The sequence below is a fragment of the Actinomycetospora sp. CA-084318 genome, from assembly GCF_050955885.1.
Lineage (GTDB): Bacteria > Actinomycetota > Actinomycetes > Mycobacteriales > Pseudonocardiaceae > Actinomycetospora.
Window position 1 is genome coordinate 18042 of sequence record NZ_CP192099.1, and the last position, 19896, is coordinate 37937.

The window sequence follows — 19896 nt, forward strand, 5'->3', positions numbered from 1 at the left end:
ATGATCTAGTTTCCGGCGGGTGGATGCCCCGTTCGCCCCCGCCGAGCCGTCGACGATCCGCACCGCGTACGTCCTGTGGACCGTCGCCCTGGCGCTCTACCTCCTCGGGCAGGTCCTCGCGGTGCTGTTCCCGCCCAGCGCCGAGGACTACGCCGCCTACTTCCGCAGCCTGGGCGCGCCGGCCGACCCGCAGACCCTCGCCGCCGCCGAGCGGGCGTCGGGGCCGGTGGCCCTCGTCGGGCTCGTCGTCACCGTCGCCGTGGTGGCCCTCTTCGCCTGGATGGGCGTCAGGATGCGCGCGGGGGTCTCCTGGGCGCGCACCGCCACCGTGGTCCTCGCCGCGCTGGGCGCCCTCGGTGCCCTCGCCACCGGGGCCACCGCCCTGGTCAGTCCGGTACCCGCGGCCGCCGGGGGCTTCGGGACGGTCCTGCAGGTCGTCTCCGGCCTCGTGCTGATCGCCTACCTCGTGTTCCTGTTCCGGCGGCCGTCGAGCGAGTACTTCGCGGCGCGACGGTGACGGAGATCGATCCGGACTGACGTCGTCGGGCCCGGCGTGTAGAACGGCGGACGTGGAGAACGCGGAACGACCCTGGGGCTTCGCCACGCGCGCGGTCCACGCCGGCGCGGTGCCCGACTCGGCCGTCGGCGCCCGGGCGGTCCCGATCTACCAGTCGACGAGCTTCGTCTTCGAGGACACCGCGGACGCGGCGAACCTCTTCGCGCTGCAGAAGTACGGCAACATCTACAGCCGCATCGCGAACCCGACGGTCGCGGCGTTCGAGGAGCGCATCGCGAGCCTCGAGGGTGCCCTCGGCGCGGTCGCCACCGCGTCCGGGCAGGCCGCCGAGTTCCTCACCTTCGCGTGCCTCGCCGGCGCGGGCGACCACGTCGTCAGTGCGGCCAGCCTCTACGGCGGCACCGTGACCCAGCTCGACGTCACGCTGCGCCGCTTCGGGGTCGACACCACCTTCGTCCCGGGCGACGACCCGGAGGCCTTCCGCGCCGCGATCCGCCCGGAGACGCGGTTCGTGTTCGCCGAGATGGTCACCAACCCCTCCGGCGAGGTCACCGACGTCGAAGCCCTGGCGGCGATCGCGCACGAGGCGCGCATCCCGCTGATCATCGACGCCACCACGGCCACGCCGTTCCTGTGCCGGCCGATGGAGCACGGCGCGGACATCGTCATCCACTCGGCGACGAAGTTCCTCGGCGGGCACGGCACCACCCTCGGTGGCGTCGTCTGCGAGTCGGGCCGGTTCGACTGGGGCAACGGCAACTTCCCGCAGATGACCGAGTCGATCCCGTCCTACGGCGGGCTCTCGTGGTGGGGCAACTTCCAGGAGTACGGGTTCCTGACGAAGCTGCGGTCCGAGCAGCTGCGCGACATCGGCGCCTCGCTGTCGCCCCACTCGGCGTTCCTGCTGCTGCAGGGCGTGGAGACGCTGCCGCAGCGGATGGCCGCCCACGTCGCGAACGCCCAGCGCGTCGCGGAGTGGCTCGAGGCCGACGACCGGGTCGACTGGGTCCGGTACTCCGGCCTGCCGAGCCACCCGCACTACGAGCGTGCGCGGCACTACCTGCCGCAGGGCCCGGGTGCGGTGTTCGCGTTCGGCGTGCGGGGCGGCCGCGAGGCCGGGCGGCGCTTCATCGAGTCGGTGCAGCTGTGCAGCCACCTCGCCAACATCGGCGACGCCCGCACGCTCGTGCTCCACCCGGCCTCGACCACCCACCAGCAGCTCTCCGAGGACCAGCTCCGCGAGGGCGGGGTGCGCCCGGACCTGATCCGGATCAGCGTCGGCATCGAGGACGTCGACGACATCCTGTGGGACCTCGACCAGGCCCTCACCGCGGCCACGAAGGAGGCCTGATGAGCTGGGACGGACCCACCGCACTCGACCGCCAGCAGATCCTGCGCGACACCAGGAGCGTGGCGATGGTCGGCGCGTCGGCGAACCCGGCCCGCGCCTCGAACTTCGTCGCGACCTACCTGCTGTCGAGCACCGACTTCGACGTCTACTTCGTCAACCCGAACGCCACCGAGATCCTCGGGAAGCCGGTCTACCCGTCGCTGGCCGAGCTCCCCGTCGTGCCCGACCTCGTCGACGTCTTCCGCCGGCCCGAGGACCTGCCCTCGGTGCTCGACGCGACCATCGAGGCCGGCGCGACGACGTTCTGGCTGCAGTTCGGGCTCTACGACGAGGACCTCGCGCGCCGCGGCGAGGAGGCCGGGCTGACCGTGGTGATGGACCGCTGCCTCAAGGTCGAACACGCCCGCTTCCACGGCGGCCTGCACCTCGCGGGCTTCAACACCGGGGTGATCAGCGCGAAGCGCCGATAGGCTTGTGAGTACATTTCCGTGTTCAGGCACGGAGAAGTACTCACAGGCGGAGCACCTACCCCAGCACCGGGTGTCCCGAGGGCGGGTCGACCCGGTCGGGGTCGAAGGCGTAGCCCGCGGGACGCACGATGGCCGCGGGGACGTGCGGCTTCTCCCCCGGCGGGTAGTGGCGGCCGTCGAGCGGCCAGTCGTAGCCCTCGAGGGCGTCGGTGTGCGTCCCGAGGATCTCGCCGGAGCGTTCGTACTCCTCGAGGACCGCAGGCAGCCCGTAGGCCTGCACCGGACAGACCTTCATGCACACCGAGCAGCCGGCCGCCTGGGTGACGATCGGCAGGCACCGCTTCGTGTTGAGCTTCGCCTTGACGATCCCGCGGTGCTCGCGCCGCTGCGCCGGGATCGCGCCGACCGGACACCGGCGCACGCACGCCTGGCAGCGGTCGCAGACCCCCTCCAGGCCGTAGTCGACCGGCTCGTCGAACGGCAGCGGCGCGTCGGTGTGGATGACGTTGATCCGGCACCGCGAACCCGCGTGCGGGGTGAGCAGCTGACCGTTGAGCCCGAGCTGGCCGAGCCCGGCAGCGACCGCGTACGGGATGAACATCGACTCGCCGATGTAGTTCTCGGCACGGGCGGTGTACCCGCGGGCGTGCAGCCAGCGGGTGAGTCCGACGAGCCGGTCCTGCAGCTGCGCGTAGGTCGACAGCGCCGCCTGCTCGGAGCGCTCCGACGGGATGCGCCGGGTCGCGTCGTGGTTCTGCTCGAGGATGCAGACGATCACGCGGTCGCCCACCTCGTCGCCGGTACGGAACTCCGCGAACTGGTAGCGCGGGTCGTACGCGGTGACGCCGACCGCCGAGATCCCGAGGGCCGTCGCCTCCGAGCGCAGCGCCGCGGACAGCGCCGCCGGGTCCTCCTCGACCCGCGCCCCGACCGGCTCGGCCCGCGACGCGACCAGCGCCTGCGTCGAGCGCACGAGTCTCGGGGCGACCGACACCAGCGCCGGCCACAGGTGGCCCGACACGACCGCCACCGCGTCCGCGTGCAGCGCGAAGAAGGAGTGCAGCGGGCGCTCCCTCGCCGCGCGGTCCTCGTCGTCGGGAAGCCGCCCGATCCCCGGCTGGGTCCGCAGTTCCCCGGGCGCCTCCCCGACGACGGGCGCCCACGGCCGGGCGGGGGAGCGCAGGCTCCCGACCTCGGGCATCGCCGGGAGCCGGCCCAGCCACGGCAACCGCTGCGGGTGCACCAGCCGGCCCATCACCGGCTCGGCGCGATGGAGCACCTCGTGGGCCAACCGCAGGGACAGCCGCCCGAGAACACCACGTGACACGGGACACCACCTCCGAGGAGATGATTGCCCCGTGCTAACGGCTTCTAGACGCGCCCGGCCCGCGCGGTCGGCAGGAACGCCCACACCGCGACGACCACGGCGCCGATCGTGAGGATCATGGCGCCGGGGACGTGGATGTAGAGCGTGCGGCCCCCACCGAAGTACGCCTGCACGAACGTCAGCAGGAACACGACGAGGGCGGTGACCGCGGGCCACAGCGCCGCGCCCCGCAGCCGCCAGAGTGCGAACGCGGCGATCATCGCGATGCCGGAGAGGACGTGCAGGACGATCGCCCCGGCCGAGTGCAGCCCCTCGAAGGACTCGGCGGACGTGCTGCCACGCGTCACGAGCTCACCCGCCGTCACGAACTGCCAGAGCAGGCTCACGACGGTCAGGACCGCGAAGACCCGGAACGTCGTCAGGATCGCGTCGGACGTGCGCTGCGCGGGCAGGGTGCCCGTGGTGTGGGCCATGGTGGTCCCCCTCGTGATCGATGGGATCGCGTACCCGCTGATTGCGAACGCGAACACTTGAAAGGACAATATGGGTCGCAGCGTGCTCGTACGGTGTGAGTTCGGTGAGAGCGAGATCGTTCTCCGCCGCGCCGCCGCCGACGACGTCCCGGCGCTGGCCGCCCTGTTCGGCGCCGACCCGGTGTCCGCGGCGCGCGGCGACTCCGGCGAGGGCGACCTGACCGACTACGAGCAGGCGTTCGCGGGCATCGACGCCGATCCCGCGCAGCTGCTGGTGGTCGCGACCGAGGGCGACCCGGGGCAGGTCGTCGGGACCCTGCAGCTCTCGTTCCTCCCCGGGCTCGCCCGCCGCGGCGCGTGGCGGGGGCAGATCGAGGCGGTGCACGTGGCGGCCTCGCAGCGGGGTCGCGGGGTCGGCGCCTGGATGATCCGCTGGGCCGTCGAGGAGTCCCGACGACGCGGCTGCGGGCTCGTGCAGCTCACGAGCGCCGTCGAGCGCACCGACGCCCACCGGTTCTACGAGCGGCTCGGCTTCACCGCGAGCCACGTGGGGTTCAAGCAGGCGTTGTGACACCCGTCGTCGGGAAAGCAGTCGCGGCGGAGGGGACAATGGGAGGTCCGAGCCGATCGACCCCGGGACCGGAGTGACCACAGCGACCACCGCCAGCGCCGAGACCACCGAGCTGCAGCGCCGCGTCCGCGCGCTCGGCGGCGCCGACTCCCACCGGCTGGCCCGCCGGCTCGACGGGGCCCGGCGGATCGAGGACGAGGAGAAGCGGGAAGGGACGCTCGGGAAGATCGCCGCGGACGTCGAGCGCGCCGAGCAGCGCCTGGAGCGCCGCCGGGCCTCGGTCCCGGTCGTCTCCTACCCCGAGCAGCTCCCGATCTCGGCGCGCGTCGACGACATCAAGGAGGCCCTGGAGCACCACCAGGTGGTGGTCGTCGCCGGCGAGACCGGGTCGGGCAAGACGACGCAGCTGCCGAAGATCGCCCTCGAGCTCGGCCGTGGGGTCACCGGCACGATCGGCCACACCCAGCCCCGGCGGGTCGCCGCGCGGACGGTGTCCGAGCGGGTCGCCGAGGAGCTGGGCACCGCCGACTCGGACGTCGTGGGCTACCAGGTGCGGTTCACCAGCCGGGCGAGCGAGGACACGCTGGTCAAGCTGATGACCGACGGCATCCTGCTCGCCGAGATCCAGCAGGACCGGCTGCTGCGCCGCTACGACACACTCATCATCGACGAGGCCCACGAGCGCAGCCTCAACATCGACTTCCTGCTCGGCTATCTCGCCCAGCTGCTGCCGCGCCGCCCCGACCTCAAGGTGATCATCACCTCGGCGACGATCGACCCGGAGCGCTTCTCCGCGCACTTCGGCGACGCCCCGATCATCGAGGTCTCCGGCCGCACCTTCCCGGTGGAGATCCGGTACGAGCCGCTGGTCGATCCCGACGAGCCCGGCGGGGCGAGCGGAGCGACGGGGAGGGGCGGCGCCGAGGAGCGCGACCAGCTCGACGGCATCCTCGACGCGGTCACCGAGCTGCGCCGCGAGGGCCCGGGCGACGTGCTGGTGTTCCTCGCCGGGGAGCGCGAGATCCGGGACACGGCCGACGCCCTGAACGCGCTGCCGGACTCCCCCACCGACCCGCTGGACGTGCTGCCGCTGTACGCGCGGCTCTCCGCCGCCGAGCAGCACCGGGTCTTCGAGCCCAGTCGGGGCGGTAAGCGGCGCATCGTCCTCGCCACCAACGTCGCCGAGACGTCGCTGACGGTGCCCGGCATCCGCTATGTCATCGACCCGGGCTACGCCCGCATCTCGCGGTACAGCCAGCGCACGAAGGTGCAGCGCCTGCCGATCGAGAAGATCTCGCAGGCCTCGGCCACCCAGCGCGCCGGACGCTGCGGTCGCGTGGCCGACGGCATCTGCATCCGGCTCTACGCCGAGGACGACTTCGACGCGCGGCCCGAGTTCACCGACCCCGAGATCCAGCGCACCAACCTGGCCTCGGTCATCCTGCAGATGGCGGGCGCGAAGCTCGGGCCGGTCGAGGAGTTCCCCTTCGTCGACCCGCCGGAGCGCGCGGCGGTCCGCGACGGCGTGCGGCTGCTCACCGAGCTGGGCGCCATCGTCGACGGCGACGCGACGCGGCTGACCGACGTCGGGCGGTCGCTGGCCCGCCTCCCCGTCGACCCGCGGATCGCCCGGATGATCCTGGCCGCCGACCGGCTCGGCTGTCTGCACGAGGTCACCGTCATCGCCGCCGGCCTGTCCGCCCAGGACCCCCGGGAGCGTCCGACCGAGAAGACCGCCGAGGCCGACGCCGCGCACGCCCGCTTCGCCGACCCGCGCTCGGACTTCCTCTCGTGGCTGCACCTGTGGGAGCACGTCCGCACGCAGCGGCGGGAGCTCACCGGGAACCGGTTCCGCAAGCAGTGCGCGGCGGAGTACCTCAACTTCCTGCGCATCCGGGAGTGGCAGGACCTGGCGGCGCAGCTCCGTCAGCTGACCGACGAGCTGGGCCTCACCCGCAACCAGCCGGCCGAGGAGATCACGAAGGACCTCGCCGACCGGGTCCACCAGGCCCTGCTGACCGGCCTGCTCTCCCAGCTCGGGCTGGCCCTGGAGCCCCCGAAGCCGAAGCAGGGCCAACCGCGCCCGAAGCGCCGCCCGATCACCGAGTTCGAGGGGAGCCGCGGCGCCCGCTTCGCCCTCTGGCCCGGCTCGTCCCTCGCGAAGCGGCCGCCGACGTTCGTCATGGCCGCCGAGCTCGTCGAGACCTCCCGGCTCTGGGCGCGCACCGTCGCCGGCATCGACCCGCGGTGGGCCGAGGAGGCGGCGGGCGACCTCGTGACCCGCACCTACTCCGAACCGCGCTGGTCGAAGCGGCGCGGCTCGGCGGTCGCCACGGAGCGCGTCACGCTGTTCGGCGTCCCCCTCGCCATGGACCGCAGCGTGGACCTCGGCCGCATCGACCCCGAGCTCTCGCGCGAGCTGTTCCTGCGCCACGCCCTGGTCGAGGGCGACTGGAACACCCGCCACGAGTTCGTGCGCCGCAACGCGGCCGAGCTCGAGCGGGTCGCCGAGCTGGAGCGCCGCGCGCGTCGCGAGCTGCTCGTCGACGAGGAGACGATCTTCCGCTTCTACGACGAGCGCGTGCCCGCCTCGGTCGTCTCGGTGCGGCACTTCGACCGCTGGTGGCAGAAGGAGTCGCGCCGCAACCCCGGGTTGCTGGACCTCGACCCTGCGGCGCTGCTCGCCCACGAGGCCCCCGACGCCGGGTCGTTCCCCGACGCCTGGCAGGCCGGTGGACTGACGCTGCCACTGTCGTACGCCTTCGAGCCGGGCACCGACACCGACGGCGTCACGGTCACCGTGCCGCTCGCCGTGCTCGGCCAGGTGCGCGCGGAGGACCTCGCCTGGCAGGTGCCCGGACTGCGCGAGGAGCTGCTGACCTCCCTGATCCGGACGCTGCCCAAGCCGCTGCGCCGCTCCCTGGTCCCCGCGCCGGACACCGCCCGCGCCCTGCTCGCGCGCCTCGCCGCCGACCGGCGGCCCGCCGAGGGCGAGTCGCTGCTGCGCGCCGTGACCGAAGCGGTCAAGCGGCTCGCCGGCGTCGACGTCCCGGTCGACGCGTGGAACGTGTCCGGCCTGCCCTCGCACCTGCGGCTCACGTTCCGGGTGGTTCGCGACGACGGCTCCGAGGTCGCCTCGGGCGGTGACCTCGGATCCCTGCGCCGGCGCTACGCGCAGGAGACGAAGGCCGCCATCGCCAAGGTCGCGGACGGGCTGGAGCGGCGCGGGCTGACCTCGTTCGCGGAGATCGGGGACCTGCCCCGCACCCGGGAGCAGTCGCGCGCCGGCGGGACCGTGACCGCGCACCTCGCGTTGGTCGACGAGGGCTCGACCGTGGGCGTCGGGGTGTTCGACTCGGCGCTGGAGGCCCGGGACGCGATGCGGGCCGGCACCCGGCGGCTGCTGCTGCGCTCGGTGTCGTCGCCAGCCCGCTCGCTGGTGCGGTCCCTGGACAACCGGGCCACCCTGCGATTGAAGAGCGCGATGGCCGAGTCGGAGTACCGCGACGTGGCCGACCTCGCCGACGACTGCGTCGCGGCCGCCGTCGACGGGCTCGTCGTCGCGCTGAAGGGCCCGGTGTGGACCGCGGAGGCGTTCGAGAAGCTCCGCGGCGACGTGGCGGCCCGCCTGCCCGCCGGCGCGGCGGAGACGCTGACGCGCGCCGAGAGCGTGCTCGCCGAGGCCGGGACGGTCCGCGGCGCGCTCGACCGGCTGCGGTCACGGCCCGGCAGCGGGCTGCTCGACCCGGCGCTGGAGGACGTGCGCGACCAGCTGTCGACGCTGGTCGGGGGTCGGTTCGTCACGCGTTGGGGGGTGCAGCGCCTGCCCGACGTGGCCCGGTGGCTGCGCGCCGCGGCGAAGCGGCTCGACAAGCTGGCCGAGGCGCCACGCCGGGACGCCGAGCTGATGGCCGAGGTGCACGCCGTCGAGACGACCTACCGCACCCGCCGGCGTGCCGCGGCGCAGGAGCCCCGGACGTTCGACCGTGACGGCTGGGACGCGGTCGGGGTCATGCTCCAGGAGCTCCGGGTCAGCAAGTTCGCCCAGGAGGTCGGCACCGCCGGCTCGATCTCCGAGCAGCGGGTCACGAAGGCGATGGCCGCCCTCGGGTGACGGTCAGGCCGGCCGGTCGGCGTCCGGGTCGACCCGGCCCTGCCGCATCGCCCACACCACCAGTCCGGTCGGCACGACGACGAGCAGCGCCACCGCCGCGACGGCCAGCACGTAGGCGGACGGGAGCACGAGCGGGGCGGCGGCGACGGCCGTGACCCCGACGAGCGCCATCGTCCGCGTCCGCCGCGGCCGGCGGTGCTCGGGCGGCACGCCCCCGGCGAGCGCCTCGGCGAACCGGGCGTCCGTGCGGTGCTCGTGGTCGGAGATCGAGGCGAGGACGGCCTGCTCCTCACCGGTGAGCGGCGCGGGGTCGGACGGGGTGTGCATGTCGCGCTCCGGGACGTCGTTGTCCACTGATCGTCACACTGTGCCCGCCCGACGGCCGTCACACAACGGGCGCGAGCTCCACCGCGGCCCGGAACGACCCGTCCATGTGGAAGGGCACCGACTCGTGCCGGTGCACCACGAGCCAGCGGCCCCCGATGCGCCGCAGCCCGATCGTCGACCGGAACCACAGGGTGAACTCGCCGCCCTTGTCGCCGGTCATCGAGGTCAGGGCGTGGACGAAGGCGACGTCGCCGTCCGCGTGGACCACCGGGTCGTGGTGGGCGAGCACGGGCGGCGCGGCGAAGGAGGCGATCCACGCGGCCAGCTCCGTGGTGCCGGTCCGCTGGACCAGCGGCGGGGCGAGGTCGTAGACGACGTCGTCGGGCGCGGTGTGGGCGAGGGCCCGTCCGGCGTCGCCGGCGGCGATCGCGGCGTGGGCCTCGGACAGGACGGCGAGAATCTCGCGGGTGCTCATGTCCGGCTGTCGAGACCGCGGGCGCCGTCTCGACAGTCGGGCGGAAGACGTCGCGAGCCGGGAGGACCCTCGTCGTGAAGTTCATGATCCTGCTGCACTCCAACCCGCACTTCGCGCAGCGCTGGGAGTCCCTCACGCCCGAGCAGCGCGCGCGGTTCGGGGTCGACCACCTCGCGCTCACCCGCGAGCTGGCCGACTCGGGGGAGCTCCTCGCGTCCGAGGGGCTCGCCGACCCGGCGCTCGCCCGGTGGGTGTCGACCGCCGAGGGGCGGCCCGTGGTGGCCGACGCGCCGTTCGCGGAGACCAAGGAGCACCTCGCGGGCTTCTACCTGGTGGACGTCGCGGACGCCGCACGCGCGGAGGAGATCGCAACGCGGGTCCCGGACGCGGTGTGGGGGCTGGTGGAGGTCCGCCCGGTGCTGGACATGTCCGGCTGGGACCTGTGACCCCGGTCGACGCGCTGCGCGCGGCCGCCCCGGCCGCCCTCGGGGTGCTGGTGCGTCGGCACCGCGACTTCGACGCCTGCGAGGACGCGCTGCAGGAGGCGCTGCTCGCCGCGTCCCGGACCTGGGCCGAGGAGGGGCTGCCCGACAACCCGACGGGCTGGCTGGTCACCACGGCCTCCCGGCGGCTGGTGGAGGCCTACCGGCGGGACGTGGCCCGGCGTCGTCGGGAGGAGAACGACGCGCGGCGCGAGCCGGTGGACCCGCCGGACCCGGTGGACCCGGCCGACGACACGCTGACCCTCCTGCTGCTGTGCTGCCATCCCGCGCTGCGCGTGCCGAGCCAGGTCGCGCTGACGCTGCGGGCCGTCGGCGGCCTGACCACCGCGGAGATCGCCCGGGGGCTGCTGCTGCCCGAACCGACCGTCGCGCAGCGGATCAGCCGGGCCAAGGCGAAGCTCACCGAGCTGGGGCGGAGCTTCGCCGCTCCCGACGCCGCGCAGCGCCGCGAACGGCTGCCGGCGGTGCTCGCCGTCCTGTCCGTCGTCTTCACCGAGGGGCACACGGCCAGCGCGGGCGAGGCGCTGCACCGCACGGAACTGGCCGACGAGGCGATCCGGCTGACCCGGGGACTGGTCGCGGCGCTGCGCGGCGACCCCGAGCGCGGGGAGGCGGCCGGGCTGCTCGCCCTGATGCTGCTCACCGACGCCCGCCGTGCGGCCCGGACCCGTCCCGACGGCGGGCTCGTCCCGCTGGCCGAGCAGGACCGGACCCGCTGGGACGCGGCGCGGATCGCCGAGGGGACCGCGCTGGTCACCGACGTGCTGCGCGACGGGGTCCCGGGGCCCTACACGGTCCAGGCGGCGATCGCCGCCGTGCACGCCGAGGCCGGCCGGGCGCAGGACACCGACTGGCCGCAGGTACTCGCGCTCTACGACACCCTGGTCGGGCTCTGGCCGGACCCGATGGCGCGGCTCGGCCGGCTGGTGGCCCTCGCCGAGGTGCACGGAGCGGCCGCGGCACTGGCGGAACTGGACGCGCTCGACGTGTCCGAGCTGCGCGGCCACCACCGGGTGCCCGCCGTCCGGGCCCACCTCGCGGAGGCGGCGGGTCGCCCGCAGGAGGCGGTGGCGGCCTACCGGGAGGCGGCCCGCCGCACGTCCTCGGGCCCCGAGCGGGCCTACCTGCTCGACCGCGCGTCGCGGGTCGACGGGTGCGGTTGATCACCGGACCCGCACGGGGCCGGCGGACGGACCGCGAGCCCCATGAGGGTCCGTTGATCACGGGGCGTGGGCCGGCACCGGCAGAATGAGACCCATGGCCGACGGGGTGCGAGCGTCCGACGCCGAACGGAACCTGACCGTGGAGCGGCTCGACCGGGCGATGGAGCACGGCCGCCTCACCGTGGCCGAGTACGACGAACGGGTCGCCGCGGCCTACGCCGCGACGACCCGTGGTGAGCTCACCGAGCTGACGAGGGACCTCCCCGGTCACCTCTGGTGAGTGGCCTCCGGGGGCGTGAGCGCCGCCCGGGTGATCTCCGCCAGCTCCTCGTCGGTGTGCGTCCGGTCGGGCGCCGGGGTGGTGCTCGACGCCGTCGCCCCGGCACCGCGCTCCAGGAAGCGCAGCAGCTCCACCGGCAACGGCATGACCAGCGTCGAGTTCTTGTCCGACGCCACGTCGGTCACCGTCTGCAGGAGCCGCAGCTGCAGCGCACCCGGCGCCGAGCTCATCCGCTCCGACGCCTGCGTGAGCTTCTCCGAGGCCTCCAGCTCGCCCTCGGCGCTGATGACCCGGGCGCGACGGTCACGCTCGGCCTCCGCCTGTCGCGACATCGAGCGGCGCATCCCCTCGGGCAGCGCGATGTCCTTGATCTCGACCCGGTCGATGCTGACGCCCCAGTCCTCGGTGGGCGCGTCGATCACGGCGCGGAGCTCGCCGTTGATCTGCTCGCGGTCGGCGAGCAGCGTGTCCAGGTCGGCCCGGCCGATCACCGAGCGCATCGAGGTCTGGGCGACCTGCGAGGTGGCCCGCAGGTAGTCGTCGACGTTCACCACCGCACGCACCGGGTCGGTCACCTTGAAGTAGACGACCGCGTCGACCCCGATGGTCACGTTGTCGCGGGTGATCGCGTTCTGGGACGGCACGTCGAGCACCGTGGTCTGCACCGGCACCTTCGTCATCCGGTCGACGAACGGGACGATCACCCGCAGCCCGGGCTCCCGGACCTTCGGCAGCAGGCGCCCGAAGCGCAGCACCACGCCGCGCTGGTACTGCTGCACGGAGTGCACGGCGGCGCCACCGGTCGTCAGCACGACCAGGGCCGCCACCACCAGCAGGACGACCAGGAGTTCCATGGACGTCTCCTCTCCTCGTGCCGCCGGTGGACACCCGACGGCGAAGTCTCGCGTCGGTGCCGCTACGGGCGGTCGGGGTCGGCCCGCGGCGTGGGCGGCTCCAGACCGCCGTCGCGCAGGGCCTTCCAGACGAGGTAGGTGGGGCCGACCACGAGCGCGACGGTCAGCAGGAGGGCCACCGTCCACGCGAGCGGCAGCACCAGCGCGACGATCACGGCGACGACCGCGAGCTGCACCACGACGTCCCGCCGCCGGCCACGCGCGACCGCGGCGCCGCGCACCTCGGCGGGCCCGTCGGCGGAGGCGACGGCGGAGGCGTCGACGCCCTCGTCGGGGACCGCGCGGACCGGGGCGTTCATCCGGAGCACGTAGCCCGGGTCGGCGGCGTTCTCGTGGGCCGCGAGCTCGTCGAGGACCCGCAGTTGGGACTCGGACAGGCCCGTCGGCTCGGGCGTGGGTGCGGCGGCGCTCACGGAGGGACCTCCCCGGGTCAAACGGCGATACCACCCACGATCCGGACGAAACCGACACACAGGCTGGTCACAGCCTGACAATCGGCTGAGAATCGAGATCCCGCCCCGCCGGTCAGCGCCGCGGCATGATCACCCACAGCGCGATGTAGATCAGGACCTGCGGGCCGGGGAGCAGGCAGGAGAGCACGAACAGCAGGCGGACGAGGTTCGCGGAGACGCCGAAGCGGGCCGCGAGGCCGGCGCACACCCCGCCGATCCAGGCGCCCTCGCGGGGGCGGGTCATGACGGCCATGGTGGTTCCTCTCGCTCGGTGTCGGGTTCGGACCCCACGGTCGTCCAACGTCCGGGACACCGCCTGGGTGCCCGACCCCGGGATCGCTCGGGGTCACCCCTGAGACACGCCCTGTCCCGAACTGAGACAGGCGCGCCTGCGCGTCCTCCCTAGGGTCGGGACCTGTGAGCGAGGACACGTCGGGTGCGCGGTCGCTGAAGACGGCGGCGATGGTCCTGCGGGCGCTGCGCCTGCTCGGGGACCATCCCGAGGGCCTGTCCGCCGCCGAGATCGGGGAACGGCTCGGGAAGAGCCCCGCCACCGCGCGCTACATGGTGAACACGCTGTGCGAGGCCGGCTTCGCCCGACGCGACGACGCGGGCCGCTGCGTCCTGGGGTCGGCGCCGCCCTGGGGCGCGTGGGGCGCCGAGGAGGCGTCCGGGACGTCCGACGGGGGTGCCGTCCCCGCCGGCCCCGGCGACCTCGGGCCGGGCGACCCCGCCCCCGGCGCCGTGCTCGCCGAGGCGGTCACCGAGCTCTACCGGCGCACCCGGCAGCGCGCGTACCTGGTCCGCCGGACCGGCACCCTCGTCGCCAGCGTGTCCGACGTCCGGGGCCACCAGGGCCTCGCCCGGCTGCCCGGGCTGGACACCCACGTGCCGCCCGAGCGGGCCCACGGGCTCGCCTTCACGAAGGTGCTGCTCGCGGCCTCGCCGACCTACCGCGACGCCGTCACCGCCGAGCCGCTCGCCGCGCTCACCCCGTCGACCGTGACCTGTCCGGTGCGGCTCGGCGCCGAGCTCGAACTCGTGGCGCGGCAGGGCTGGGCGCGCGACGAGGAGGAGTACGCCCGCGGGTTCGGCACGCTCGCCGCCCCGATCACCTCGCCGTCGGGGACCTCCACGGTCGCGCTCGGCCTGTCCTGCTCCTCGCGCCGGCTCGCGGCGCACGCCGAGGAGCTGCTGGCGGACGTCGTGGGGGTCGCCCGGGACGCGGCGCGGCAGTGGGCCGCGGGCACCGAGGAGGACGACGACGAGCCGGAGCCGGGTCCCGGGCCGGGCCACGCCCGTCGTCGGGCCCGGACCGTCCGTCGGCGCGCGGGTCGCGGGCTCAGCGCCCGACGTCGGTGATGCCGAAGGCCCGCAGCCGGCGGTAGAGCGTGGCGCGGCCCATCCCGAGGGCCGCGGCCGCCTGCACGCGGTTGCCGCGCGCCTCGATCAGCGCGGCCACGATGAGGTCCCGCTCGGCGGTCTCGAGCGGGGTGAGGCGTCGGCGGGTGCCGTGCACCGCGACCTCCGCGGGCAGGTCGCCGGCCTCGATGTCGCCCGCGGGCCGGGCCGCGAGGGCCCGGCGCAGCACGTCGGAGAGCTGCGCGACGTTGCCCGGCCACCGCGCCCCGCCGAGCAGCGCGAGCGCCTCGGGGGTGCAGCGGACCCGGCGCCCGGGGGCGAGCCGCGTCAGCAGCGAGTCCACCAGGGGGCCGACGTCCTCCGGTCGCCGGCGCAACGGCTCGACGACCACCGAGCCCTCGAACGCCCCGAGCACCGCCTGCACCGGACGTCCGCTCGGCACGGCGTCGCCGGTGACGAGGGCGACGACCCACGTCTGGGACGGGACGTCGGCGAGCAGCTCCGCCAGCGCGTCCGCCCCGTTCTCGTCGAGGCTCTGCGCGCGCCGGACGACCACGGTCGCGGGTTCGCCGAGGTCGTCGGTCACGGCGGCGAGGTCCTCGGCGGCGTCGACCCCGTCGCCCTCGACGACGACCAGCCGGGCCGCCGGCCGGATCTCGCGGTGGGCGGCCCGCACGGCCGCGAGCTTCCCCACCCCGGTCTCGCCGAGCACGAGGGTGCTGCGCAACGCGGTCGCCGCGGTCCGGAGCGCGGCGCTGGTCGAGCGCCAGGAGCGGGTGGTGCCGGCCAGCCCGGCGAGCGGGCGCTCACGGTGCCCCACGGGTCCCGGCAGGGTGGAGGTGGTCGCCGTGCGCGGCAGGTGGCCGGAGCCCCCGGTCGCGAGCCGCAGCGTGCTCCGGCTGCGCACCACCTCGACGATCACGCCGGCCGGGCGGTCGGCCGGCGCGGGGGTGAGCAGCAGGCGCACCGGCCCGTCGTCGAGCAGCGCCCGCTCCTCGCTCGGGCCGGCGCGGCGGTACTCCGCGGCGAACCGGGCGATGAGGTCCCGGTCGGCCGCGGTGAGCGTGTCGTCGGCGGCCCGGTTGGCGATGACGAAGTCGTCGGCGAGCGCGATGACCGGGCCGCGGACGCGGGCGCACGCCGCCCGGAAGGCCGCCATGACCGCCCGCGAGCCGGCCCCGCCGCGCTCGCGCAGGACCTCCTCGATGTCCCGCGCGGCCTGCTGGGCGAGGAACCGCATGAGGTCGTTCGCCTCGGCCGCGAGACAGGTGACGTCGAGGATGCCCGCGAGCCCGCCGCCCGGCCGGTGCACGGGGGCGCCCGCGCAGGCGAAGGCCCGCAGCCGGTCGGTGAAGTGCTCCGCCCCGATCACCATCGCGGGGCTGTTGCCCTCGAGCGCGGTGCCGACGCCGTTGGTGCCCGCGAACTCCTCGGCGTAGCTGAAGCCCGGGGCGAGCGAGATCGCGTCGAGGCGGCGCTGCAGCTCGCCCTCGCCGACACGGCGGTCGAGCACGTGCCCGTCGGCGTCGGAGAGCACCACGGCCACCGACATCCCGGAGAGCCGCTCGGCGAGGTCGTCGAGGACGGGCCGGGCGCAGTGCACGAGGCTGCCGTCGAAGTCCAGGTCGGGGTCGAAGGGCAGCGACAGCTCCTCGGCGTCGACCCCGGCCCGCAGCGACCGCTCCCAGGACCGCACGATCTCCGGCCGGACCCCCGTGTCGAGCGCGCCGTCGCCGCCCAGGAACCGCTCGCGGGCACGGTCGAGGTGCACACCACCGTGCTCGCTCATGGGCCACCTCGCCGCCGCGCTGCCCGGCGCCGGCGCCCGGCCGCCGTCGTTGGATGCGCAACCGGCGATGCTAGAGGTGATCCGGCCCACGGTGAACTCCTCCGGCGTCTCGATCCGAGACACCCGGTGTTCACCCGAGGACGGTGTCCACGATCAGCACGACGTTCAGCGTGATCACGACGGCGCTGATGGCGCCGAGGACCACCTGCATCCTCCGGCCGATCGCCTCGTCGCCGAGCAGCCGCCGGTCACGGGCCACCCGGAGCAGCGCGTAGAGCGCGAACGGGATCCCGAAGCAGAGCACGATCTGGCTGCCGACCAACGCCGTCGTCGGGCTGACCCCCACCGCGAGCAGGACCAGCGCGGGCAGCATCGTCACGAACCGGCGGACCACCAGCGGCAGCCGGACGTCGACGAAGCCCTCCATGACGACCTGCCCGGAGTAGGTGCCGACGGCGGCCGACGAGAGTCCGCTGGCGAGCAGGGTGGCCGCGAACGCGAGCGCGACGGCGCCCCCGGCGAGCTGACCGAGGCCCGCGTGGGCCGCCTCGAGGCCGTCGACCCCGGGGGCCGCCGGGGTCCCGCTGAACACGCCGGCCGCGATGAGCAGCATCGACAGGTTCACCAGGCTCGCCACCGACAGCGCGGCGATCACCTCGGTGCGCTGGAAGCCGAGCAGCCGCGCCCGGCCCGCCCGCCCGGTCCCGCGGACCCGACCTGCGGTGAGGGCCGAGTGGGCGTAGATGGCGTGCGGCATGACGGTGGCGCCGACGATCCCGACGGCGAGCGCCAGCTGGGTGGAGTCGGCGAGGTGCGGCACCATCCCGGCCGCGAGGCCGCCGGGGTCCACGCCGACGGAGAACAGCTGGAACGCCACCCCGACGACGATGAACGCCAGGAAGGCGATGATCCCCACCTCGAAGGGGCGGTGGCCGCGTCGTTGCAGGGCGAGCACCCCGAACGAGATGACCGCGGTGATGATCCCGGACTCGAGCAGCCCGAGCCCGAACAGCAGCTGCAGGCCGACCGCGGCGCCGAGGAACTCGGCGACGTCGGTGGCCATCGCGACGATCTCGGCCTGGAGCCACATGACGATCCGCACCGGGCGGCTCATCGTCTCCTTCGCGGCGCGCGGCACGCTGCGCCCCGACGCGATCCCCACCTTGGCGGCCACGTACTGCACCGGCATCGCCATCAGCCCGGCCCCGACGACCACCCAGGCGAGCGCGTAGCCCGACGTCGCGCCGGCGACCGAGTTGGTCGCGACGTTGCCGGGGTCGACGTAGGCGACCGAGGCGATGAACGCCGGGCCGGCCAGGGCCACCGGCGGACGGCGGAACATCACCGGTCGCCGCCCTCCTCGGAGCGGAAGTCGTCGGGCGTCACCTGGTCGAGGAACGCTCGCATCTCGTCCACCTCCACGCTCTGGGGATGCGGTTGGTCGCCCTGCAGCTCGCGCCAGGACTGGCCGGCCTCCGCCATCACGTGATCGGCGACCGAGACGGGTAGTGCATCACGGATCGCCACCGCCAGCGCGTCGCTGGGGCGCACCGGCACGGCCGTGCCGTCGTCGAGCCGGAGCTCGGCCCGGAACCGGTCGTCGACCAGGTCGGTGATCACCGCGCCGGTGAGGAAGCGCCCGAGGGCCGCCGCGACGTCGGCGACGACGTCCTGGGTGAGCCGGGTGTCGTCGTCCCGCGCCGGGTGCGGTCCCGCGGCCATCACCTCGGCCTGGGGCCGCCGGACCGCCACCACCAGGCAGCGGTCCTCGTCGGCGTCCGCGAGCACGGCCAGCGGCTCGCGGGTCACCCGATGGACCACCATCGTGACGAGGTGGAGCTCCTCCACGGCTCAGCGCTCGCCGGCGCTCGGAGCACCGTCCACCGGGTCGAACAGCGCCCGGATCTCGGCCAGCTGGTCCTGGATCTGCTCCGCGTCCTGGCCGCGGGCCCAGGACGGGTCACCGGGGGTGATCCCCATCGCCCGCAGCAGCTCGGCCGCCGGCTCCGACGGATCCCCCACCTCCCCGAGCACGGGGTGCAGACCCTGCGCCGCGAGGTGGTCGAAGACGAGGTGCACCACTGACCAGGGATTGAACTTCTCGACCGCCTCCGGGCCGCTCACGACGACGCCCCGTCCTCGTCCTCCGGCCGCGGCGGCGGGGCGCCGTCGCCGGTCACCTCGATCTCGTCGAGCGTCTCCAGCTCCTTCGCCGAGAGCGCCTGGGCGCCCTCGAGGACGGTGGCCTGGTGCTCGGCGATCCGGGCGTCCACGAGCTTGGACAGGGCGAACGCCAGCGCGCCGGTCTGCCGCACGGTCTGCTCGTCGACGAGGTCCTGGCGGGCCGAGGTGATCGCGACGCCCGCCGGGGTGCCGTCGGCGACCGCGACGCCCACGGTGAAGGTCTCCCGCGGGTTGGCGGCCGGGTCCGCGTAGTGCTTCTTCAGCCGCCGGAGCATGCGGTGCCAGGCGAGCTTCTCGCCCTTGAGCTCGAGCCCCTCGACGTCGTCCTCGGTGAGTCCCATGCCCCGCTCGCCACCCGCGAAGCAGCGCGAGTAGGAGATCAGCGCGGTGGTCCACAGGGCCTCGACGACCGTCTCGTCGAGCTGCTTGGCCAGGCCGGGCCGGAGCTCGGTCACGAGGCGCTCGCAGCAGAGCAGGACGGTCTGCAGGTCGTCGAAGATGGCGGCGAGGTCGGCGAGAGCGGCGGCCGCCGGCGACCCGATCCGGCGGACGGTGCGTGGTGCCACGTCGGTCACGACGCGATCCCTCCTTGACGGTCAGTGGTGGTGGAGGAGGACCGGAGGCGTCACAGCCCGTAGCGCACGGCGAGCTGGCCGCGGCAGATGCTGGTGTTGGCGTCCACCCCGACCTGGTAGCTGCGCGCCTTGCGCAGGTGCAACGGCAGGGCCTCGACGCCGACGGTCGCGCCGGACGGGTCGACCACGAGCGGGTCGCCGTCCCCGGCCGGGATGCCGAGTTCCCGACGACGGGCGCGGAGGCGCTCGAGGTCGGCCGACGGCGGGGCGTCGCCGAGGGTCATCGCGGCGACCTGCTCCGGGGTCGCGCCCTCCCGCATCAGGGGGCGCACCACGAGGTCGGTGCCGGCCATGAGGGCCCGCTCGGTGAAGGTGCGCCGCAGCTCGTGGAGCTCGGCGACGGCCTCGCCGACCTCGCTGCCCGCCATGGAGTGCACGAAGCCCGCGCGGGCGGCGACCCCGGCGTTGATGGCGTCGGAGGCGAAGTGGTCGATGAGCACGACCTCGACGTCGACGAGCCCGTCGACCGTGGACACGGCGTCCCAGGCGTCGGCGACCATGAGGAAGGCGAAGTTCGGCGCGCAGAAGTAGGTGGGCAGGCGGAGCGTCACGTGGGCGACCGGGCCGGTCTCGGCTTCGGCGATCTCGACCGACCCCACGAAGTCCAACGAGACGACGTCGGCGTCGAGCTCGGGGTCGCGCACGGTGCGCAGCGCCTCCCACACCCGCCCGACGACCTCCTCGGACGTCGGGCGGGTGAGGAAGGAGATGCTCATGCCTGGGCCACCTCGCGCTCGTCGACGAGCTGGGCGCCCTCGCCCGCGGACAGCTGCAGCTCCGCCGGCACCTCGATGCCGTAGAGCTTCGCGGCGTTCAGACCGAGGATCTTCTTCTTGCCGTCCGTGCCGAGGCGCGGGTAGTCGGCGAAGTCCTCGGAGTCCGGGTAGTTCCAGTCGACGAAGCCCTCGACCTGCCACTTCGGCGTCCAGATGTTGTAGTCGGAGCCGAAGGTCATCTTGTCCTCGCCGACCCAGAACAGCAGCTCGCCC

At 74.4% G+C, this 19896-nt stretch carries 23 protein-coding genes; 9 read left to right on the forward strand and 14 right to left on the reverse strand.

The window, feature by feature from the left end:
• Positions 1 to 19: 19 nt before the first annotated feature.
• From ACQPYX_RS29945 to ACQPYX_RS29955, 3 genes are read left to right on the forward strand one after another with little or no spacing between them, the layout of a single operon-like run.
• Entirely contained in the window at positions 20 to 517 is a 498-nt protein-coding gene (locus ACQPYX_RS29945) for a hypothetical protein (RefSeq protein WP_433803859.1), read from the forward strand.
• A gap of 52 nt (positions 518 to 569) precedes the next feature.
• Positions 570 to 1868, forward strand: a complete 1299-nt coding sequence (locus tag ACQPYX_RS29950) for an O-acetylhomoserine aminocarboxypropyltransferase/cysteine synthase family protein (RefSeq protein WP_433803860.1) — start codon at positions 570 to 572, stop codon at positions 1866 to 1868.
• On the forward strand, positions 1868 to 2338 hold the full coding sequence (locus ACQPYX_RS29955) for a CoA-binding protein (RefSeq protein WP_433803861.1): 471 nt from the start codon (positions 1868 to 1870) through the stop codon (positions 2336 to 2338). The genes ACQPYX_RS29950 and ACQPYX_RS29955 overlap by 1 nt, the downstream gene beginning before the upstream one ends.
• 55 nt (positions 2339 to 2393) lie before the next feature.
• On the opposite strand, the gene ACQPYX_RS29960 is transcribed toward ACQPYX_RS29955, so the two are convergent.
• Together ACQPYX_RS29960 and ACQPYX_RS29965 are read right to left on the reverse strand one after the other, a co-directional pair.
• On the reverse strand, positions 2394 to 3665 hold the full coding sequence (locus ACQPYX_RS29960; protein WP_433803862.1) for a 4Fe-4S dicluster domain-containing protein: 1272 nt from the start codon (positions 3663 to 3665) through the stop codon (positions 2394 to 2396).
• A 44-nt stretch (positions 3666 to 3709) separates the two neighbouring features.
• Entirely contained in the window at positions 3710 to 4138 is a 429-nt protein-coding gene (locus tag ACQPYX_RS29965) for a hypothetical protein (RefSeq protein ID WP_433803863.1), read from the reverse strand.
• 82 nt (positions 4139 to 4220) lie between these two features.
• On the opposite strand from ACQPYX_RS29965, the gene ACQPYX_RS29970 reads away from it, so the two are divergent.
• Together ACQPYX_RS29970 and hrpA are read left to right on the forward strand one after the other, a co-directional pair.
• The gene (locus ACQPYX_RS29970; protein WP_433803864.1) at positions 4221 to 4709 is read left to right on the forward strand and encodes an N-acetyltransferase family protein; all 489 of its coding nucleotides are present in this window, start codon (positions 4221 to 4223) and stop codon (positions 4707 to 4709) included.
• A 73-nt stretch (positions 4710 to 4782) separates the two neighbouring features.
• Positions 4783 to 8823, forward strand: coding sequence for an ATP-dependent RNA helicase HrpA (gene hrpA, locus ACQPYX_RS29975; RefSeq protein WP_433803865.1), 4041 nt, complete (start codon positions 4783 to 4785; stop codon positions 8821 to 8823).
• 3 nt (positions 8824 to 8826) lie between these two features.
• Here the strand turns inward: hrpA and ACQPYX_RS29980 are convergent, their stop codons facing one another.
• Both ACQPYX_RS29980 and ACQPYX_RS29985 read right to left on the reverse strand, forming a co-directional pair.
• Positions 8827 to 9177, reverse strand: coding sequence for a DUF3040 domain-containing protein (locus ACQPYX_RS29980; RefSeq protein WP_433803866.1), 351 nt, complete (start codon positions 9175 to 9177; stop codon positions 8827 to 8829).
• Between the two features lie 31 nt (positions 9178 to 9208).
• Complete coding sequence (locus ACQPYX_RS29985; protein ID WP_433803867.1) at positions 9209 to 9625, reverse strand: YybH family protein; 417 nt, start codon at positions 9623 to 9625, stop codon at positions 9209 to 9211.
• An 83-nt stretch (positions 9626 to 9708) separates the two neighbouring features.
• On the opposite strand from ACQPYX_RS29985, the gene ACQPYX_RS29990 reads away from it, so the two are divergent.
• From ACQPYX_RS29990 to ACQPYX_RS30000, 3 genes are all read left to right on the forward strand, one after another.
• Positions 9709 to 10071 (forward strand): YciI family protein, encoded by a 363-nt coding sequence (locus ACQPYX_RS29990; RefSeq protein WP_433803881.1) that lies wholly within the window; start codon positions 9709 to 9711, stop codon positions 10069 to 10071.
• On the forward strand, positions 10068 to 11291 hold the full coding sequence (locus ACQPYX_RS29995; RefSeq protein ID WP_433803868.1) for an RNA polymerase sigma factor: 1224 nt from the start codon (positions 10068 to 10070) through the stop codon (positions 11289 to 11291). The genes ACQPYX_RS29990 and ACQPYX_RS29995 overlap by 4 nt, the downstream gene beginning before the upstream one ends.
• A gap of 94 nt (positions 11292 to 11385) precedes the next feature.
• The gene (locus ACQPYX_RS30000) at positions 11386 to 11571 is read left to right on the forward strand and encodes a DUF1707 SHOCT-like domain-containing protein (protein WP_433803869.1); all 186 of its coding nucleotides are present in this window, start codon (positions 11386 to 11388) and stop codon (positions 11569 to 11571) included.
• On the opposite strand, the gene ACQPYX_RS30005 is transcribed toward ACQPYX_RS30000, so the two are convergent.
• From ACQPYX_RS30005 to ACQPYX_RS30015, 3 genes are all read right to left on the reverse strand, one after another.
• The gene (locus ACQPYX_RS30005; protein ID WP_433803870.1) at positions 11559 to 12425 is read right to left on the reverse strand and encodes a slipin family protein; all 867 of its coding nucleotides are present in this window, start codon (positions 12423 to 12425) and stop codon (positions 11559 to 11561) included. The two genes, ACQPYX_RS30000 and ACQPYX_RS30005, sit on opposite strands and share 13 nt — an antisense overlap.
• A gap of 62 nt (positions 12426 to 12487) precedes the next feature.
• Positions 12488 to 12898, reverse strand: coding sequence for a hypothetical protein (locus ACQPYX_RS30010; RefSeq protein WP_433803871.1), 411 nt, complete (start codon positions 12896 to 12898; stop codon positions 12488 to 12490).
• A 112-nt stretch (positions 12899 to 13010) separates the two neighbouring features.
• Positions 13011 to 13190, reverse strand: a complete 180-nt coding sequence (locus ACQPYX_RS30015) for a PspC domain-containing protein (RefSeq protein WP_230749710.1) — start codon at positions 13188 to 13190, stop codon at positions 13011 to 13013.
• A 164-nt stretch (positions 13191 to 13354) separates the two neighbouring features.
• Here ACQPYX_RS30015 and ACQPYX_RS30020 point away from each other — a divergent pair, with 164 nt between their 5' ends.
• Entirely contained in the window at positions 13355 to 14299 is a 945-nt protein-coding gene (locus tag ACQPYX_RS30020) for an IclR family transcriptional regulator (RefSeq protein ID WP_433803872.1), read from the forward strand.
• Here the strand turns inward: ACQPYX_RS30020 and ACQPYX_RS30025 are convergent.
• The 7 genes from ACQPYX_RS30025 to ACQPYX_RS30055 all read right to left on the reverse strand — a co-directional run.
• The gene (locus ACQPYX_RS30025) at positions 14280 to 16088 is read right to left on the reverse strand and encodes a sigma-54-dependent Fis family transcriptional regulator (protein ID WP_433803873.1); all 1809 of its coding nucleotides are present in this window, start codon (positions 16086 to 16088) and stop codon (positions 14280 to 14282) included. The genes ACQPYX_RS30020 and ACQPYX_RS30025 overlap by 20 nt on opposite strands.
• A gap of 130 nt (positions 16089 to 16218) precedes the next feature.
• Positions 16219 to 17430 (reverse strand): Nramp family divalent metal transporter, encoded by a 1212-nt coding sequence (locus ACQPYX_RS30030; RefSeq protein WP_433803874.1) that lies wholly within the window; start codon positions 17428 to 17430, stop codon positions 16219 to 16221.
• Entirely contained in the window at positions 17430 to 17936 is a 507-nt protein-coding gene (locus ACQPYX_RS30035) for a bifunctional nuclease family protein (protein ID WP_433803875.1), read from the reverse strand. Before ACQPYX_RS30035 ends, ACQPYX_RS30030 begins: the two co-directional genes overlap by 1 nt.
• A 3-nt stretch (positions 17937 to 17939) precedes the next feature.
• Positions 17940 to 18212 (reverse strand): hypothetical protein, encoded by a 273-nt coding sequence (locus tag ACQPYX_RS30040; protein ID WP_433803876.1) that lies wholly within the window; start codon positions 18210 to 18212, stop codon positions 17940 to 17942.
• Positions 18209 to 18847, reverse strand: a complete 639-nt coding sequence (locus ACQPYX_RS30045; protein WP_433803877.1) for a hypothetical protein — start codon at positions 18845 to 18847, stop codon at positions 18209 to 18211. Before ACQPYX_RS30045 ends, ACQPYX_RS30040 begins: the two co-directional genes overlap by 4 nt.
• Before the next feature lie 50 nt (positions 18848 to 18897).
• Complete coding sequence (locus tag ACQPYX_RS30050) at positions 18898 to 19623, reverse strand: iron-sulfur cluster assembly protein (protein WP_433803878.1); 726 nt, start codon at positions 19621 to 19623, stop codon at positions 18898 to 18900.
• Positions 19620 to 19896: amidohydrolase family protein (locus ACQPYX_RS30055; protein ID WP_433803879.1), on the reverse strand; the 277-nt coding region annotated here is incomplete at its 5' end. The genes ACQPYX_RS30055 and ACQPYX_RS30050, both read right to left, overlap by 4 nt.

Coding starts and splice junctions, on each gene's coding strand:
- ACQPYX_RS30025 (WP_433803873.1), bottom strand. CDS start 16,088: ATGAGCGAGCACGGTGGTGTGCACCTCGACCGTGCCCGCGAGCGGTTC.
- ACQPYX_RS29985 (WP_433803867.1), bottom strand. CDS start 9,625: ATGAGCACCCGCGAGATTCTCGCCGTCCTGTCCGAGGCCCACGCCGCG.
- ACQPYX_RS29955 (WP_433803861.1), top strand. CDS start 1,868: ATGAGCTGGGACGGACCCACCGCACTCGACCGCCAGCAGATCCTGCGC.
- ACQPYX_RS29965 (WP_433803863.1), bottom strand. CDS start 4,138: ATGGCCCACACCACGGGCACCCTGCCCGCGCAGCGCACGTCCGACGCG.
- ACQPYX_RS29990 (WP_433803881.1), top strand. CDS start 9,709: ATGATCCTGCTGCACTCCAACCCGCACTTCGCGCAGCGCTGGGAGTCC.
- ACQPYX_RS30000 (WP_433803869.1), top strand. CDS start 11,386: ATGGCCGACGGGGTGCGAGCGTCCGACGCCGAACGGAACCTGACCGTG.
- ACQPYX_RS30050 (WP_433803878.1), bottom strand. CDS start 19,623: ATGAGCATCTCCTTCCTCACCCGCCCGACGTCCGAGGAGGTCGTCGGG.
- ACQPYX_RS30005 (WP_433803870.1), bottom strand. CDS start 12,425: ATGGAACTCCTGGTCGTCCTGCTGGTGGTGGCGGCCCTGGTCGTGCTG.
- ACQPYX_RS30030 (WP_433803874.1), bottom strand. CDS start 17,430: ATGTTCCGCCGTCCGCCGGTGGCCCTGGCCGGCCCGGCGTTCATCGCC.
- ACQPYX_RS30015 (WP_230749710.1), bottom strand. CDS start 13,190: ATGGCCGTCATGACCCGCCCCCGCGAGGGCGCCTGGATCGGCGGGGTG.